Below are 18,155 nucleotides of genomic sequence, written 5' to 3' on the forward strand. Positions count from 1 at the left end.
CGGTTTATTTTTTATCTTCGCAATCCAAAGATTAAAAACCAATAGGTATGAGTTTACAACAAGAAGTAATGACTGCAATGAAAGAGGCAATGAAAGCCAAAGATACCAATGCATTAACCTCATTGCGCGCTATTAAATCAGCTATTTTGTTGGCTCAAACAGAAAGCGGTGCCAAAGAAGAATTAACCGAGGATCAAGAGTTAAAATTACTTCAAAAGCTGGTGAAGCAACGTAAGGATAGTGCAACTATTTTTTCAGAGCAAGGAAGAGATGATCTGGCTCAGCCAGAGATTGATCAGGCTAAGGTAATCGAGCAATTTTTACCAGAGCAATTAAGTGAAGAAGAAATAGAGAAAGTCGTAGTGATGACTATAGATGATCTTGGAGCATCTGGTATGAAGGATATGGGTAAAGTAATGGGAATCGTTTCTAAAGAATTGGCCGGACAAGCAGATGGTAAAATAATTTCTACCATAGTAAAAAGTAAATTAGCATAAAACAAAATATTAGGCCGCGTGGCGCAACTGAATAGCGCATCAGATTTCGGCTCTGAGGGTTGGGGGTTTGAATCCCTCCGCGGTCACATCAAGTAAGGAACCACGCCATTTGGCGTGGTTCTTTGTTTTATGGAAAAGCCAAACGTAGTTTGAAGCTTTGGAATAAAATAAAGAACTAGAGCGATAGCTCGTGGTTTTCTATTTGCAAAGGGAGCACAATGGGATCAAAATTAGTTAATTCCTCTGCGGTCGCTTTTTCAACAATATTGTCCAGCGCCAGACAATTCTACCTGGCTTTTTCGTTGATTGTTATTACTTTTTTTTATTAGAAATGAACCCAAATATGTTTATATAACGGTTACCTATAATACCACAAATCATATCTAGATTACCTTACTTAATTTCACTGAATGTGGATAAGCTTCTAGGCGATTCTGGAATCTAAGAATGGCTTCTTTTACTACAACCCCTTCATCTATATTTATTGCATTTTTGATCGTAGTATTTTCTAACCAACCCTCTCGACCTTCAAGCACAGATCTTAAATGTACAATCAATGCAGCAGAAATTGATCTTGAAGCACTTTCCCAAAAATAACTGGGAGTATGATCCACCGCATAGTAATCGATATTATCTACTACTATAATTGGATTTTTAAATGTGGTTGGGGTAGCAAAATAAAAACCCATTCCTTCATCACAACTAACATCGATGATCAATGTACCTGGCTTTAATCTAGACTTTTCTTCTTCTATCACAAAATCGAGAGGGTTATTTGGATCTTGAAATGTACCATTAATTATGATTTCGGAGTCACTTATCAAATCTAATAGGGGTTTTTCCGATCCGTCATGTTCTACAATAAGCAATCGAGGATCATTTACTTCGCTTTTTACAATTCTAACGTAATCTACATCCAATATTTCTTCTCTGACCTCATGATCAGGTCTTTGAATACAGACAGTGATATCTCTAAAGCCATGAGCTTTTAATGCGTATATAGCCCCTCTGCTAACGGCACCAAAACTAAATATAATCACTTTTCTTTGATTTCCATAGTGTCCGTCTATTCCTTTAAGTTGCAAAGCATGTATAACAGCGCAGTAACCTGCCATTTCATTGTTCTTATAGAAAGTATGCCTACCCATTTCTCCATTTGGCTTCCAAATAAACATATCTTCAAAGGCAATTAAGGTTAGTTTTCTATCTATAGCAGTTTGGGTAACTTCCATTTGCTGAGCGCAGTGAGGATAACCCCAAAGAACGCCACCAATTTTCAATGCTTTAAAATCAGACACTACAGGTTTAGCTATAATAGCAGACCCAATATCTGATAATATTTCATTTCGTGTAGCTATTCCCCCTGTCTGATTTGCGATTTCTTCATCTTTAATATTAAAAGGTGCTCCATATCCTTTTTCAAAAATGAGCTGTCTGCGAATGTTTTCTGGAAGTCTTTTTAGGTGCTCTGGATGAATAGGTACCCGCCTTTCGTCTTCTTTTTTTGAAGTTCCAATAACACCGATTTTTGATAAAGTCATATGATTTTTGTTTTTTCAATTGAAATCGACGACTGCTATTAATGAAATAAACAAGACGTCTTAATAAGATTCTTATAAATGGTTACTTATTAAAAATCAGTCATTAAGTGATAGCGCATCAATAATCAGAAAGGAGGTACATAAAAATGACCTTTTGGGTTCCCAAGACTAGAACCTACAAGTGTGATAATATCAACGGATAAATAATCCAATACCAAAGATACCTTAAATAATTGTATTATTAAGTCGTAATAAATGCAATTCATGAAACCGCATACACTAGCAATTTGAAATAGAGAAAAGTAAGCAACAATATTTACTCGTTCTCCACAAAAAAGCGGCTCTATATAATCCATTATTTAATTGTCTTCCAAAAGTTATAATAAAGCTAACTTTTTATGGTATAATGGTCTTAGCAGTCTATCAATAAGGCTTGATACTCTTTTGTATATTTTGTAATTTCTTCTAGATTTTTTATTCTTTCCGGTATCATTAATTTTTTGTGGCATATTATAAAACAGAAGAAAGCAAAAAAAGAGTATTGGAAAAAGGAAAGATCCGAATAACACTGATTTGTAATAGTATATGATAAATAATAGTAAAGAAACAGTTCGTTTTAATTATTGTTAAATGAACCCGTTGTGCATTTAGAATTTCGAACTGGCGCTTTTGTTATACTATTTTTTCTAAATGCAAAACGGGTAGATTGTATTTTATTGCTTTATAAACCTTTCGGTTTTCTTGATGTTTCCTAATTGTAGTAAGTAGGTATAAACACCAGAAGGTAATTGGCTTGTATCCACAGTAATTTTTTCAAAACCTGAATAGGATTGATTAAAAACTATTTTTCCGGTATTATCTACAATGATTAAATAACCATTTGTAGTAGCATGATTTTTGTCGACAGTAAAGTGAACTTCATCAATACAAGGGTTGGGATAGGCTTTTACGCTAATCGCATCTAATTTCTGCTCTGCTCTAGATTTAGTAAACTGATTGATTTTTCTGCGTAAAAGATTTTGATTACGTTCAACACCTGCATCATTTAGAATAACATCGGTGGCTTTTTCACTAATCAGATAGATAGGCACGGCAATAAAAAAACCAGGAATCTTAGGAAATACGGATGCATCAACCACACGTAGATTTTTAACTCCTTGTACCTTAAAATTACTATCTAATACATCATTTGTATCCCCATTTCCAATCTTACAGGTACCGCAGGCATGGTGACCCCATGTTTCTCTTGCAATGAAATCTCGCATATCTTCATATGATTCGACTTCGCTTCCTGGCCAAGTTTCTTTTTCGATAATATTACGCACATGACGGCTCTTCATGATGGTCCTAATGTTATCTACTCCTTTTATTAAAGCTTTCATATCTGAACCATCTAAATCCTGGGCATCAGTAAAATTTTTAAAATTAATATTTGGAGTCTTTCTGGGGTCCCCACTTTTTATTTTAACTTCTCCGGCAGTATTCTCTGTATGACCTTTTAATAATGCCCAAGTAATTTTATCTCTAGTGGTCTTTATCGTTTCACTATAGCCTGGATAATACCCTATAAAATCTGTTGTTACACAAAAAGTGAAAAGATCTGGGTCAGGTAGCTGTGGGTCTGATCGTTTAATGTTAGCCGCTGCAACACCGCTACTAGTATACGGACCAACAGCACTGTTGTTATATTTATTAAGACAAACATCATTACCTTCAGAAAAGGTACAGGTTTCTAATATTTTCTCTTTTAGTTTATAACTAACACCTACTTCATATCGATCTTGTAGATTTCTTCCTACTCCAGGTAAATCTTGTATTACATGTATTCCTTTTTCTTCTAATAAAGAAGCTTCTCCTACACCAGATAATTGTAGTATTTGAGGAGTGTTGAATGCTCCAGCTGATAAAATAACCTCTCTGGTGGCTTTTACGAATAAGGGAGCATCTGGATTCGACGTGTCATCATAAAGACGGTCTGCTTCATAAAGGTTGTTTCCTTTAATATATTCTACGCCAATAGCTTCTTTTTGTTCATTAAAGACCACTTTACTAACTAAAGCATCGGTGATAATGGTTAAATTCTCTGGATATAGTTCTTGTGTCTCTAATAGATATTCTCTTACCGAATGCCTTGAAGCTTTTTTATCCATAGTTTGCGGAATTAATAAAGCTCCTTCACCACCTCGTTCAAAAGATCGTTTGTTTACATCAAAAGATTTTTCATTAAAAAACATCTCTAATATATTTCTACCGGTATAGTCAAGGTTGGCCTTAATAATTCCTAGTAACGATGTGTTCTCTAATAAAGTACCAATGTCCTGATTTTGATAATTGGTTGGGAGCCATCCATCAAGTCCATGATCTTCTCTTATCGCTTCATTAGTTTTTAGATATTCACAATTTTCTAAACGTTTGAAATATTCACGCATATTTTCGGCCCTCCAGCTGTCATCTCCGGTTAGTTCGGCTATGTATTCAAAATCATTAGCATGCGGATATACTGTAATCATAGCATTTACCGCAGTAGATCCACCAATGGTAGCTCCTCTTGGATATAGAATTCCTTTTCCGGGGACATATTTACTGTCTAATTGATCTCGATCTCCAGAATAATGTTTTACAAAATAGTTCCATGACAGTTTTTCATCTTCTGATGCTAAAGGATGGTATGCCGGTATTTTGTAATTATCGGTTTTAGGGTCTTTAGCTCCTGCTTCTAATACTAATACTTTAAAGCCGTGTCGTGCCAAATTAGCTGCCAGAGGACCTCCTCCGGCTCCCGAGCCCACGACAATATAATCGTAGTCGGTGTTGAGCGTTTCTTCTGTTGATTTAGAATTTAAAAGTTGCGGTGCAACTGCCCCAGCTGCTGCTATCAAAGCGGATTTTTTGGCAAAATTCCTCCTTGATAATTTCTTAGAATTATTCATTGTTATTGGTTTGAGTTTGTGTGTTTTAAATATACCAAAATAATAGAGGTTTGGGTTCCGTTAATACCACACAAAAACTAATGTTAAAAGCTATTTTTTTAACATATTGGAATGATTCTAGTATTTATAAGGTGTTGATTATGAATTTTTTATATAAAGAAAAACCACGCTAGTATAGCGTGGTTTTTCTTTATTTCGGTTAAATAACCTATCTGAAAGTCATGGACTAAGAATGTTTAGCAAATCTTCCGGTTTTCTTTACATTTCCTAAATGTAACAAGTAGTTGTAAACACCTGCTTGATAGCTACTTGTATCGACAGTAATATTTTCAAAATCCGAATAGGATTGATTGAAAACTATTTTCCCGCTATTATCTACAATGATTAAATAACCGGCAGAAGAAGCATAATCATGATCCACTTTAAAATGAATTTCATTAATACAAGGGTTAGGATATGTTTTTACACTAACAGCTTCTAATTTCTGTTCTGCTCTGGACTTAGTAAACTGATTGATTTTTCTACGTAAAAGACTTTGATTTCTTTCTACACCTGCATCCTTAAGAATAACATCGGTAGCTTTTTCACTAATTAAATAGATAGGCACAGCGATAAAAAACCCAGGAATCTTAGGGAATACAGATGCATCAACCACACGTAAATTTTTAACTCCTCTTACTTTAAAATTACTATCTAAAACATCGTTTGTATCCCCATTTCCAATCTTACAGGTACCACAAGCATGGTGTCCCCAAGTTTCTTTGGCTATAAAATCTTGTTTTTCTTGATTAGTAACTACTTCAGCTCCAGGCCAAACTTCTTTTTTGATAGAATTACGAACTTTCCAATTATTCATAAGGTCCCTAATGTTATCAACCCCTTTTACAAGAGCTTGCATATCTTTTCCATTAAGATCCTGACCATCATTAAAATACTTAAAATTAATGTCCGGAGTTTTAGTTGGATCAACACTTTGTATTTTAACCTCTCCCGCTGTATTTTCTGTATGCCCTTTTAATATTGCCCAGGTTACTCTATTTTTTGATTCTTTTATCTTTTCGCTATACCCTGGATAGTATCCTTTGAAATCACTAATCAAGCAAAAATTGAAAAGATCTGGATCTTGTAATTTAGGATCTGTTCTTATGATGTTGGCAGCAACGGCACCATTACTGGTATATGGGCCAGCGCCATTTCTATTATAATTATCTAAACAATCATCATCACCTTCAGAAAAAGTACAATTTTCTAATAGACGACCATTCAATTCATAGGTAAGCCCTAATTCGTATCGATCTTGTAGATTTTTACCTACTCCCGGTAAGTCTTGTAGTACATCAATTCCTTTTTCTTCTAATAAAGATGCTTCTCCTATTCCTGATAATTGTAGTAATTGAGGAGTATTAAATGTTCCGGCTGATAAGATAACCTCTTTAGATGCTTTTACGAATTGCGTAGTATTTGTATTTGATGAACCTTTGTATAAAGGATCAGCTTCATATAAGTTGCCACCCTTAATATATTCAACACCTATAGCCTCTTTTTGTTCATTAAATACAACTTTGCTTACTAAAGCATCGGTGATAATTGTCAAATTCTCTGGAAATTGCTCTTGAGTTTCCAAAAGATATTCTCTTACAGAATGTCTAGAAGCTTTATTATCCATGGTTTGAGGGACTAGTATTGGTCCTTCGGCACCTCTTTCAAAAGATCGTTGATTTACATCAAAAGATTTTTCATTAAAAAGTAAATCCAAAATGTTTCTGCCGGCATGTGCAAGGTTCGCTTTGATCAAACCAGCCAAAGGAATATTTTGCAACAAAGTACCTATATCTAAATTTTGGTAGTTGGTGGGTAGCCATCCATCTGTTCCATGATCTTCTCTTCTGGCTTCCCAACTTTTTAGATACTCACAATTTTCCAGGTGCTTAAAATACTCTCGCATGTTTTCTGCTCTCCAGCTATCATCACCTGTTAGATCGGCTATATATTCAAAATCATTGGCATGTGGATATACCGTGATCAAGGCATTATTGGCTGTTGATCCTCCAATGGTCGCTCCTCTTGGATATAGAATTCCTTTTCCGGGCACATACTTACTGTCTAATTGATCTCGCTCTCCAGAATAATGTTTTACAAAATAACTCCAGGACAAATTTTCATCTTCTGACGCAAATGTATGATAGGCGGGTACCTTATAGTTGTCGGTTTTTGCATCTTTAGCTCCTGCTTCTAATACTAAAACTTTAAAACCATGTCTTGCCAAGTTGGCCGCAAGAGGTCCTCCTCCGGCTCCAGACCCTACAATAACATAATCATAGTCTATGTTTGAGGTGTTTTGTTGTGTTTTAGAATTTAATAATTGCGGAGCTACAGCCCCTGCAGCGGCTAAAACTGCAGATTTTTTGGCAAATTTTCTCCTTGATAATTTTTTAGAATTGCTCATATTGGTGTTAGGTTAAATAGTTGAGTTCAAAGCGCGAATATAAAAAACAACAAGTACTATGCGCGCATAACAAACTGTTATATAACGAAGGACTTTTTAATTTATTCTATGAAGTATACTATGACGATATTTTATTCAGTAGTTTAAACCTTAACAATAAGAGGAGATCTTAACTTTGAATCAACCATTAGTAAGAGTTTTAGTGACTTTGATAAGGAGAATAGGAGTTAATCAACTTATTCTATAAAAGCAATTAATGTTAAATTACCGTATTAACAAGGTTTTTATTTCAAAAACGCTATTTTTAAAGGTCTCAACCTACATATTTCTTTTTTTTGAACTTATATATATCAAATTTATTATCATTAAACGAGGAGCCTTCTAACTCAATATTCCAAAATATACTTGGGGTTATGGTTACTGTTGGTATTGTATCCATTTGTGTTTATTACGTTTTGCGATATTTAGAATCGGTGTATGTTAAATATAATAAGAAACCTTATTTTATACATTTTTACCCAAAGATTAAGAAGCTGCCATCTCACTTACAGTTGTTTATAAATGAAAATGATTTTTATAATACGTTGGATAAAAAAAGGAAACGATATTTTGTACACAGAACAGCGGTGTTTTTGGATGACATACACTTTGTGGGTAGAGAAGGCTTGGTGGTAGACGATTTTATGAGAATGCAAATTACCATGATGGTAATACAGCTTACTTTTGGGATGAGGCATTATCTTTTAGAATATCTTAATACCATAGTTTTGTATCCGGCTTCTTTTTATTCGATTTTGAATAAAACTGAAAACATAGGAGAATTTAACCCCAGATCTAAGGCACTAGCTTTATCCTGGAAAGATTTTCAGAAAGGAAACTTACATGAAGATGATGGGAGAAACCTGGGAATTCATGAGATTACTCATGCTATTCATTATAATTCTATAAAAAATAATGACATAAGTTCTGAAATATTTTATGACACTTTTTTGCAATTGGAAGAATATTTAGGTTCAATTGAAATCAGAAAAGAGATTGTAAACGCCAAAATACTCAGGGAATATGCCTTTACCGATAAATTCGAATTTATCGCAGTATTGATCGAGGTTTTTATGGAATCTCCCAATGAGCTAAAGCAAAAATTCCCAGAAATATACGCGTATGTGGTACAGATGTTAAATTTTAGATATTTTGAAGATTAATTTTTTTGGTGATAGATCTTAATATCGTTTTAGCATGGATCCTAGAGTTTTCGATAAACCATACATGAGTATCCATTCCACCACATATAACACCCGCCAGATATAGATTTTTTATATTTGTTTCCATACTTTCTTCTTCATATTTGGGGTATAACTTATGGTCATTAGAGAGCTGTATTCCTATTTTTTGAAGAAACTTAAAATTAGGTTTATAGCCTGTTAATGCAAGTACATAATCGTTTTTGAGACTTAAATCACCTTCTGGAACAGTGATATCAATTTTATCAGGGAATATTTCTTTAACCGTGGCATTATAAAATGCCTTGATACTTCCTTCTTCAATTCTATTGAGAATATCGGGGCGCACCCAGTATTTAACACGCTCGCCAATCTCTGGTCCGCGTACTATCATGGTTACTTCTGCTCCCTTGCGGTAGCATTCTAGGGCAGCATCAACAGCAGAATTACTAGCTCCTACTATAGCTAGCTTTTGTTTAGCATAAAAATGTGGATCTTTATAATAATGAGATACTTTAGGTAAATGCTCTCCTGGTACATCAATGGTATTAGGCATATCGTAAAAACCAGTGGCAACTATCATAAAAGAAGCAGTATATTGTTGTTTTTCGGTTTCGATATAGAAGATTCCTTCTTGTTTCTTTATAGCGTTGACTTTTTCAAATAAATTAATATTTAGATCATTAGAAGTAACGATTCTGCGATAATATTCAAGAGCTTCATTACGTTTTGGTTTAGCTTCCTTGCTTATAAACGGAATATCATCAATTTCTAACTTCTCTGACGAAGAAAAAAATTGCATATTTATAGGGTAGTTAAATAATGAATTGACAATGGGACCTTTTTCGATGATTAGATAGTTAATACCATTTTTCTTGGCTTCTATCCCACAAGCAATTCCGATAGGACCTCCTCCAACGATTATTAAATCTATATGCTTCATGTATAAATAATGTTCTTCTTTTTATGTCGTATTTCTAACAGAAACCTTATGTTTTATAAAACTAATCATTTTAAAATACTTAATAATTAAAAAAGGCAAGCTTCGTAGAAGAAACTTGCCCTTATAGATGAAAAAGGGAACATTTATTGAATCACTAACTTTTTTACTATCCTCTTTTCATCTATGGCTACGTTTAAAAAATAACTGCCTTTAGGTAAGGATGATGTATTTAGTTCTATATCTTGATTATGCGCAAAAGTTGTTTTTGAAATCAAGAGTCCGGTAACATCATTAATACTAACTGTAATTGCGTTTTTTGATTTGATATTTTCGATGTTAACTTTTACCCGTTTTTTTGAAGGATTTGGATATACAATTACTTTGATATTTTTGTCTTTTCTTTCTTTAATAGGAGGGAATACGGGCTTTTTTTTGCCTTCTTCAAGAGTGTAAAACCTGTTAACTCTAAGATTTTTGTACATGTCTACATTTCCCGAAGGCCAATAAATGGTTAATTTATCTATTTTAAGGGCTTTGCCAAGCCCAAAATGTGCACGTAAACTATTGTGTCCCATAAATGTATTAGAGGCAGAGATTTCTCTTTTTAGTGTTACTATTTTACCCTTAATTCTGGTGTTTATTTCTAATCTAGCACCCAATCCGGCTTTGTTAGATGGATTACCAATAAGCTTAATGTTTACAAAATGATTTTTTACGGCAAGATCATTTCTAAAAAGACCTTTTATGCCTCTCCCAACTACAAAAAAATCAAGATCACCGTCATTATCATAGTCCCCAATTGTTGCTCCTGTAGAGTTTCCAGAAGTGGTTGAATTGATAAGATTAGAGCCACTTTCTGTAAATGTACCATCTCCATTATTAATAAAATAACCACTACCAGTTGCACTTGAAGCTGTAATAATAACATCTAAATCACCATCGTTATCAAAATCACCCCAGGCATTTGATAAATTCTGATCATTAGTAGTCGTAAAAGGAACATTAGTGCTAACATAATTTCCTGAATTGTTAACATAAAATTTATTTTCAATTCCAGAATAATTGGTGAGGCAAATATCGAGATCGCCATCATTGTCATAATCAATTACATTATAGTTTTGCCCATCTTGTGGGTCTTCTGCAAAAGAAAGATCTGTACTCGTTAATTTTTGAAAACCTTCATTTCCTGTTTCGATTTGTAGGTTTTTAAATAAGAAATCTTGTTTGATTCCTGCAGGACCAGCCGCCGGACCACTGGCAATAAATAAATCGGTATCTCCGTCTTCATCATAATCGGTCCAACTAGATACGGTATATGCCTCTTTTTCTGTTAGAAATTCATAAGATTCGGTAACTTGGGTAAAGGTACCGTCGGCATTACCTCGATATAACCTGTTCGGAAAGCTTAAGGGATTTAAAAAACCATCCGCGAAAGTGAGTATAAAATCAACATAGCTATCATTGTTATAATCACACCATTGTGTACTCCAGGTTCCCGAGCTTATAGTGTTCAAGATAGTGTTGGCCTCAATAAATTTTCCTCCTCCGGTATTGGTATAGATTCTGGTTTGCAACGTGCCAGGGGTAGAAAACCTAGAATAGATCAAATCCAGATCACCATCGTTTTCGTAGTCAGCCCAGCTACAACCCACTAACGCTGTGGCAAAGGGTATTGCAGCTCCACCTTCGGCGACTTCAAAATTTCCATTTCCAAGATTTCTATAAATAGCACCTCCATAAAACAAATCAAGTTTATCATCATTATCGATATCTGTCCAGGCAGTACCAAAGTAAGTACCTCCAATTGTTGGTTCTGAAACAATTGGATTATTTGCGTCTGTAATTAAAGTGAATTTTTGTGAAAAAGCAGAAAAAGTAAAACTAAAACAAAAGAATAAAAGTATAGTTCTCATAAGCCCAAGATTTTAAGATTTATACCAATAAAATTCGTCAAAAACAGGTGGGAATGGGTTTAGAATTATAATTTTTTACTTATTTATCCTGAACCTCTAAATGTTTTCTTTTATATTCTGAAGGGGTGCAATTAAATTTACTTTTAAATGCGGTATTAAATGTAGCTTTATTATTAAAACCTACATCAAAATAGATGGTTTTAATACTAATTTCTGCATCTTCAAGGAGCATTTTTTTTGCTTCTTCTAACCTATATTCATTAATAAACTGATTAAAATTTTTCCTTGATTTTTCATTGATAAGTTTCGAAAGGATATGTGTAGAAAAGCCGATATTATCGGCAAGCTGAACCAATCGTAAATTGTTGTCTAAATAAGGTTTATTTTGAGTTATGTAATTGAGTAGTTTTTCATAAAATTCATCTTTTGTGTTTTCTGTTAATTCTCCATTGTTAGTTCCTTCTTTTAAAAATAAATTAGATAATAATTCACCATTAAAAATCGAAGGCTCTTTATATACCATATATCCTATTGCATATATAGAGATGGTCATAGAAAAAGAAATAGTATAATCCCAGCCCACATTAAAAAATGGAAATTTTACAAGAACATAATAACTGATATAAGAAACAGTGAAAACTGAAAATAAATTTAGTAATAAGTTGGACCATTTTTTTCTAATGGCTTCATACTGGGAGTCCTTATCTCTTTTGTAAAAAGAGGTGAAATCTCTTATTGTAATTAAGTAAATCACCATCGATAAAGCTGGAAGCCAAGGAGATCTTAGGGGCCAAAAAATCGAGAATAGTATATCTCCTCTATATTCATCAAGATTTTGAAATCCATTTGATTTAATGAGGTAATAACCGTTTAAGAAAAACGAGATAACCGCTGGTAGAAAATGATACCATTTTATTTTAAAGGATTTACGGTAAAATCGTATGAGGTAGCTGTATAATAACGGACCAAATGCCAGATACCAACTTGAATCAAAAAAATAGACATACGGGTAGAGGGACTCGTACTTGGTCCAAAAAAAAACATATTGTATAAGTATAAAAGAGAATCCTAAGATCAATAAGATAATGGGTAAATTATTCGTTCTGCCATTTTTATTGATACTTAAAATAATGCTTAGAAAGAATCCCAATGAACTAACCAGTAAGAACATTGATGTCCAGGTATCAAAAGATGGCGCAAGATTCTGTTCCATAAACTATTTATACTTTGATGATCTCTTTTAATTGTTCGATGGTTTTTGTTGGGTTTTCACTTTTAAAGACAAAACTTCCGGCAACGAGTACATCTGCACCGGCATCGATGAGTTGTTTTGCATTTTTATTCGTTACACCGCCATCAATTTCGATTAAGGTATTTGCACCTTTTTTCTCAATAATTTTTCTGAGTTGTTTTACTTTTTCATAGGTGTTTTCAATAAATGACTGCCCCCCAAAACCAGGGTTAACACTCATAATGCATACTAAATCAATATCCTGAATAGTGTCTTCTAGTAAATTTACATTGGTGTGTGGATTTATGGCAACCCCAGCTTTCATTCCTTCTACCTTTATAGCTTGTAGGGTTCTATGCAGGTGGGTACAAGCCTCATAGTGCACTGTTAGAATATTGCTCCCTAGTGCTGCAAATGTTTTGATATAGCGATCAGGATCAACAATCATAAGGTGCACATCAATGGTTTTTTTTGCATGTTTTGCGATATCTCTAAGTACGGGCATACCAAAAGAGATATTGGGAACAAATACGCCATCCATAATATCGATATGAAACCAATCTGCATTACTGTTGTTAATCATTTCTATATCACGTTGTAGGTTAGCAAAATCGGCTGCTAATACAGATGGAGCTATTAATTTTGAAGTCATAAAGTTGTGTTGTTTCAAGCAAAAATACTACTTAACTTTTAAATTAGAGGGACTCTGTTTTGAAAATTTGAGATAGTAAAGAATTCAAAAACGGTTAGCCAATCTAATCCAGATGTAAAGTGGGATCTGAACATTAAGATTTGGTTGATCTTTTTATGAGAGCTTCATAAATTTTTGAGTTAAATATGCGATACTTTTGAAGTGTTCGGGATTACTTAACTTTTCTTTTTCTAGGAACTTTTGAAGTTCAATAGGGCCATTGTGACCTGAGATAACGGTAAAAGAAGAGTGATAATCAGAAAAAGAGCCACCATCAATCTCCTTATCTAAAATCTTAATGATATTATAATGCCGTGGATCTTTTTTTATTTTTTCAAATATTCCCGTAACAGTTTCTTTCTTACCTTCTATAACCTGTAAAAAATTACCGTCAGAATAAATTAATATCCCTGTAATATCCAACAAACAATTATGAGCCCTAACATAATCCATAAGGTGGGTAATATCTATATCAGATAAGTCTGGATTCGAAGTGCTTACATAACTTATGGTATATCTCATAAGTAAAGTATTAGGGGTAATAGATATGGAAAGGTATAAATTTTATAATGTTTTTACTAGTTTATTGTGTTTTTGATAACAACTAGATCTTTATTGTTGTTTTATTATGAAATATATGGTTTTCAGTATAGGTTAGTTGGGATTAGGGTAAGAAAAAACCTCCGGTAATCAGCCGGAGGTCATTCATCAATCAAAAAACGAACAGTTATGTTATAAAACTGTTTGTAACTGCAATTTAGGAATTTATCCTAAATATGTCTTCAATATTTTACTTCTAGATGTATGTTTTAATCTACGAATTGCTTTTTCTTTGATTTGTCGTACACGTTCACGAGTAAGATCAAATGTTTCTCCAATTTCCTCGAGAGTCATTGGGTGTTGATCACCAAGGCCAAAATATAACCTGATCACATCAGCTTCTCTTGGTGTAAGAGTTTCTAAAGCACGCTCTATTTCTGTACGTAAAGATTCATGTAATAATGATCTATCAGGATTAGGAGACTCTCCAGAGTTTAATACATCATAAAGGTTAGAATCTTCTCCTTCTACAAGAGGAGCATCCATACTTACGTGACGCCCAGAATTTTTCATAGATTCCTTAACATCATTGATCGTCATATCTAATTCTTTTGCGATCTCTTCGGCACTTGGTGGGCGCTCATGGGATTGCTCTAAGAATGCATATGTTTTATTAATTTTGTTTATAGAACCAATCTTATTTAATGGTAAACGCACAATACGAGATTGTTCTGCCAACGCCTGTAAAATTGATTGACGAATCCACCATACTGCATAGGATATAAATTTAAATCCTCGAGTTTCGTCAAAACGTTTTGCTGCTTTTATCAACCCTAAGTTACCCTCGTTTATTAAATCTGGAAGGGTAAGTCCTTGATTTTGGTATTGTTTAGCTACCGATACTACAAATCTAAGGTTAGCTTTTGTTAATTTTTCAAGGGCTCTTTCATCACCTGCCTTAATACGTTGAGCTAATTCTACTTCTTCATCTGCAGTAATAAGATCTACTTTACCAATTTCCTGCAAATACTTGTCTAGCGATGCAGTTTCACGATTCGTTACCTGCTTCGTAATTTTAAGTTGTCTCATCTATGTTCTCCTTGAAATTTAATTTGTGAATATTTTAGGGCTTTTATTAATAATACGTAATATGTTATCAAAATGTTACAAAAAAGATAAATTTATTTTGTTTCGACTGAAATACTTTAGAATATTAGTCGATGTATTGGGGGATAAATTACAGTGCTTTTTTTGATGTAATACAAAAATTTAATCTATATCTCTAATGGCGAATCGTTTTTGTGTTCTTATATAATACATGTATTAGGTATATATTCTATTTTTATCTTGTTTGGATTGATGTAAAAAAAATACCTTCAGAATCCTGAAGGTATTTTTTTATATACTAAAAAAGATTAATTTTCTCTTCTGTCGGGTCTAGGCTTTCTATCACCTCTTGGTTTGTCACCTTCTGGTCTAGGAGGTCTTGGTAATAAAGCTTTTCTTGAAACTTTTTCTTTACGCGTTCTAGAATCTACTCCAAAGTACTTCACATCAAAAACATCGCCCATGTTTACAACATCGCTAACATTCTCTGTGCGTTCCCATGCTAATTCTGAAACATGAAGTAATACTTCATTACCTGGAGCTTCCATATACTCTACTACGGCTCCAAAATCTAACATTTTGATTACTTTTACTTCATACACACTACCTACTTGAGGTTTGAAGGTAATAGAATCAATTTTCGCTAAAACGGCATCGATTCCATCTTGATTAGTACCCAGAATTTCTACATTACCTTCTTCGGTAACCGGATCTTCGTTGATTACAATAGTAGTACCTGTAGTTTTTTGTAATTCTTGAATTACTTTACCTCCAGGCCCAATCAAAGCACCAATATATTCTCCTGGTATTGTTTTAGTCACCATTTTAGGAGCATGAGCTTTTACATCAGCATTCGGAGCAGCTATAGTGTCTGTTAATTTTCCTAAAATATGGATACGACCATCAGCAGCTTGCTTTAATGCATTTACCAGGATCTCATAAGAAAGACCTTTTACTTTAATGTCCATCTGGCAAGCAGTAATACCATCTGCAGTACCTGTTACTTTAAAGTCCATATCTCCTAAATGATCTTCATCACCCAAGATATCAGATAAAACTGCATATTTTCCTGTTTCTCCATCAGAAATCAATCCCATAGCAATCCCAGAAACTGGTTTTGTCATTTGTACACCAGCATCCATCAATGCCATAGTTCCAGAACAAACAGTAGCCATAGAAGAAGAACCGTTAGATTCTAAAACTTCAGATACAATACGTACAGTATATGGGCAATCTGCAGGAATCATTCCTTTAAGTGCACGTTGTGCTAAATTACCATGACCAACTTCTCTACGAGACGTTCCTCGTATTGGTCTTGCTTCACCAGTACAGAAAGGAGGGAAGTTATAGTGAAGGTAGAATGTTTCTTCTCCTTCATAAGAAGGCATGTCGATTTGATTAGCTTCTCTAGAAGTTCCTAATGTTACTGTAGCTAATGCTTGAGTTTCTCCTCTTGTGAAAATAGAAGATCCGTGTGTAGATGGTAAATAATCTACTTCACACCAGATTGGTCGTATATCGGTAGTTTTTCTACCATCAAGACGAAGTCCTTCATTTAGAGTTAAATCACGTATAGCGGATTTTTCTGCTTTAGCGTAATATTTAGAAACTAGGTCTCCAAAATCTTCTAGCTCTTCCTCAGAAAAAGTAGCTTTTATTTCTTCTTTTATTTCTGAAAATGCTAAACCACGTTCTTTTTTAGAAGATCCTGCTTTTGCTACAGCATATACTTTATCATATGCCATATCGTGAATTTTCTTCGCTAAATCTTCGTCTTCTCTTTCTGGATCATATTCACGAACTTCTTTTTTACCAAATGCTTCTGCTAACCTAAGTTGCGCAGCACACTGCACTTTGATTGCTTCGTGAGCAAATTTAATGGCTTCTACCATTTCTTCTTCAGAAATTTCATCCATCTCACCTTCAACCATCATTACAGAATCTGCCGAAGCACCAATCATCATATCGATATCGGATTCTTCTAGTTGTGCTCTGGTTGGATTAATGACAAATTCACCATTTACACGACCTACACGTGCTTCTGAAATTGCACATTCAAAAGGGAAATCCGACAATTGTATTGCTGCTGATGCTGCCAATCCTGCCATTGCATCGGGCATTACATCTTCATCATGAGACATTAACTGAATCATTACCTGAGTTTCGGCATGGTAATCTTTAGGGAAGAGTGGACGTAATACACGGTCTACCAATCTCATTGTTAATACTTCACCATCACTTGGTCTGGCTTCTCTTTTGAAAAAACCACCTGGATAACGACCAGAAGCTGCAAATTTTTCTCTGTAATCTACAGTTAAGGGTAGAAAATCTACATCACTTTGCTTGTAATTAGAAACAACTGTACATAATAACATACACTTGCCAGATTGTACAACAACAGAACCATGAGCCTGTTTTGCTAATTTTCCGGTTTCGATAGAAATTTCTCTACCGTCACCTAGGTCTATGACCTCTTTATAAACTTGTGGAATCATAATTTTTTTGATTCATGCCCGTTCGGTACCATCAAATAACGGCATACCTAGTACAGGCTTAATTAAACATTGGTTTCCATCTTACTCGGATGGACAAGGTTGTGTTGTTGTGTAGTAAATTGCGCGACCAATGAAAAACTAAGGCATTCATTCACTCCTTATGGCAATGAATGTTTTTCGTTTTAAATATATTACAATAAAAAAAGAGGCGCGCAGCCTCTTTTTTTTATTTTCTTAATCCTAATTCTTTTACAATTGCACGATATCTTAAAATATCTTTTTTGATAAGGTAATCTAATAAATCTCTACGCTTACCTACAAGCTTTACCAAAGAACGCTCAGTGTTATAATCTTTACGATTATTTTTTAAATGCTCAGTTAAATGAGTAATTCTGTGCGTAAATAGTGCAATTTGACCTTCAGCAGAACCACTGTCATTCTTTCCTTTACCGTGTTTTGCGAAGATTTCTTCTTTAATCTCTTTTGTTAAATACATTCCAATATTATTTAAATGATTTTTATGTATACATAGCTCTTTGCTATGAGCGTGCAAATATAGTATTTTTTGGTTTAGAAATACTTCATATTAAAAAAAATCATC

The 18,155-nt window shown here is 34.0% G+C and carries 13 protein-coding genes and 1 tRNA gene; 3 read left to right on the plus strand and 11 right to left on the minus strand.

Annotated elements, in window-relative coordinates; translation table 11 throughout:
* The first annotated feature begins 47 nt into the window (after positions 1-47).
* A complete protein-coding gene (locus tag ABW637_RS10320; RefSeq protein ID WP_367584606.1) occupies positions 48-497 on the plus strand; it encodes a GatB/YqeY domain-containing protein in 450 nt (149 codons plus the stop codon).
* 12 nt (positions 498-509) lie between these two features.
* Positions 510-583, plus strand: a tRNA-Arg gene (locus tag ABW637_RS10325).
* A 297-nt stretch (positions 584-880) separates the two neighbouring features.
* On the opposite strand, the gene ABW637_RS10330 is transcribed toward ABW637_RS10325, so the two are convergent.
* The 3 genes from ABW637_RS10330 to ABW637_RS10340 form a co-directional block, all read right to left on the minus strand.
* Entirely contained in the window at positions 881-2,038 is a 1,158-nt protein-coding gene (locus ABW637_RS10330) for a N(5)-(carboxyethyl)ornithine synthase (protein WP_367584607.1), read from the minus strand.
* Positions 2,039-2,751: 713 nt separating this feature from the next.
* On the minus strand, positions 2,752-4,968 hold the full coding sequence (locus ABW637_RS10335) for a GMC oxidoreductase (protein ID WP_367584608.1): 2,217 nt from the start codon (positions 4,966-4,968) through the stop codon (positions 2,752-2,754).
* Positions 4,969-5,194: 226 nt separating this feature from the next.
* Positions 5,195-7,414: a GMC oxidoreductase gene (locus tag ABW637_RS10340; RefSeq protein ID WP_367584609.1), complete on the minus strand. Its 2,220-nt coding sequence runs from the start codon at positions 7,412-7,414 to the stop codon at positions 5,195-5,197.
* A gap of 413 nt (positions 7,415-7,827) precedes the next feature.
* On the opposite strand from ABW637_RS10340, the gene ABW637_RS10345 reads away from it, so the two are divergent.
* A complete protein-coding gene (locus ABW637_RS10345; protein WP_367585292.1) occupies positions 7,828-8,616 on the plus strand; it encodes a zinc-dependent peptidase in 789 nt (262 codons plus the stop codon).
* On the opposite strand, the gene ABW637_RS10350 is transcribed toward ABW637_RS10345, so the two are convergent.
* From ABW637_RS10350 to rpsO, 8 genes are all read right to left on the minus strand, one after another.
* The gene (locus tag ABW637_RS10350) at positions 8,597-9,577 is read right to left on the minus strand and encodes a YpdA family putative bacillithiol disulfide reductase (protein ID WP_367584610.1); all 981 of its coding nucleotides are present in this window, start codon (positions 9,575-9,577) and stop codon (positions 8,597-8,599) included. The genes ABW637_RS10345 and ABW637_RS10350 overlap by 20 nt on opposite strands.
* 143 nt (positions 9,578-9,720) lie before the next feature.
* Positions 9,721-11,490, minus strand: coding sequence for a T9SS type A sorting domain-containing protein (locus ABW637_RS10355; RefSeq protein WP_367584611.1), 1,770 nt, complete (start codon positions 11,488-11,490; stop codon positions 9,721-9,723).
* A 79-nt stretch (positions 11,491-11,569) separates the two neighbouring features.
* Complete coding sequence (locus tag ABW637_RS10360) at positions 11,570-12,703, minus strand: helix-turn-helix domain-containing protein (protein ID WP_367584612.1); 1,134 nt, start codon at positions 12,701-12,703, stop codon at positions 11,570-11,572.
* Positions 12,704-12,710: 7 nt separating this feature from the next.
* Complete coding sequence (rpe, locus tag ABW637_RS10365) at positions 12,711-13,373, minus strand: ribulose-phosphate 3-epimerase (protein WP_367584613.1); 663 nt, start codon at positions 13,371-13,373, stop codon at positions 12,711-12,713.
* Between the two features lie 153 nt (positions 13,374-13,526).
* Positions 13,527-13,934 carry a BLUF domain-containing protein gene (locus ABW637_RS10370; RefSeq protein ID WP_367584614.1) on the minus strand — a complete coding sequence of 136 codons (408 nt, stop codon included), beginning with the start codon at positions 13,932-13,934 and terminating at the stop codon, positions 13,527-13,529.
* A 243-nt stretch (positions 13,935-14,177) separates the two neighbouring features.
* Positions 14,178-15,041: a sigma-70 family RNA polymerase sigma factor gene (locus tag ABW637_RS10375; protein WP_027395748.1), complete on the minus strand. Its 864-nt coding sequence runs from the start codon at positions 15,039-15,041 to the stop codon at positions 14,178-14,180.
* 326 nt (positions 15,042-15,367) lie between these two features.
* Positions 15,368-17,554, minus strand: a complete 2,187-nt coding sequence (locus ABW637_RS10380) for a polyribonucleotide nucleotidyltransferase (RefSeq protein ID WP_367584615.1) — start codon at positions 17,552-17,554, stop codon at positions 15,368-15,370.
* A gap of 226 nt (positions 17,555-17,780) precedes the next feature.
* The gene (gene rpsO, locus ABW637_RS10385; RefSeq protein ID WP_367584616.1) at positions 17,781-18,050 is read right to left on the minus strand and encodes a 30S ribosomal protein S15; all 270 of its coding nucleotides are present in this window, start codon (positions 18,048-18,050) and stop codon (positions 17,781-17,783) included.
* Positions 18,051-18,155 lie beyond the last annotated feature (105 nt).

Origin of the sequence: Aquimarina penaris (genome assembly GCF_040786285.1) — a bacterium.
Taxonomy (GTDB): Bacteria; Bacteroidota; Bacteroidia; order Flavobacteriales; family Flavobacteriaceae; genus Aquimarina.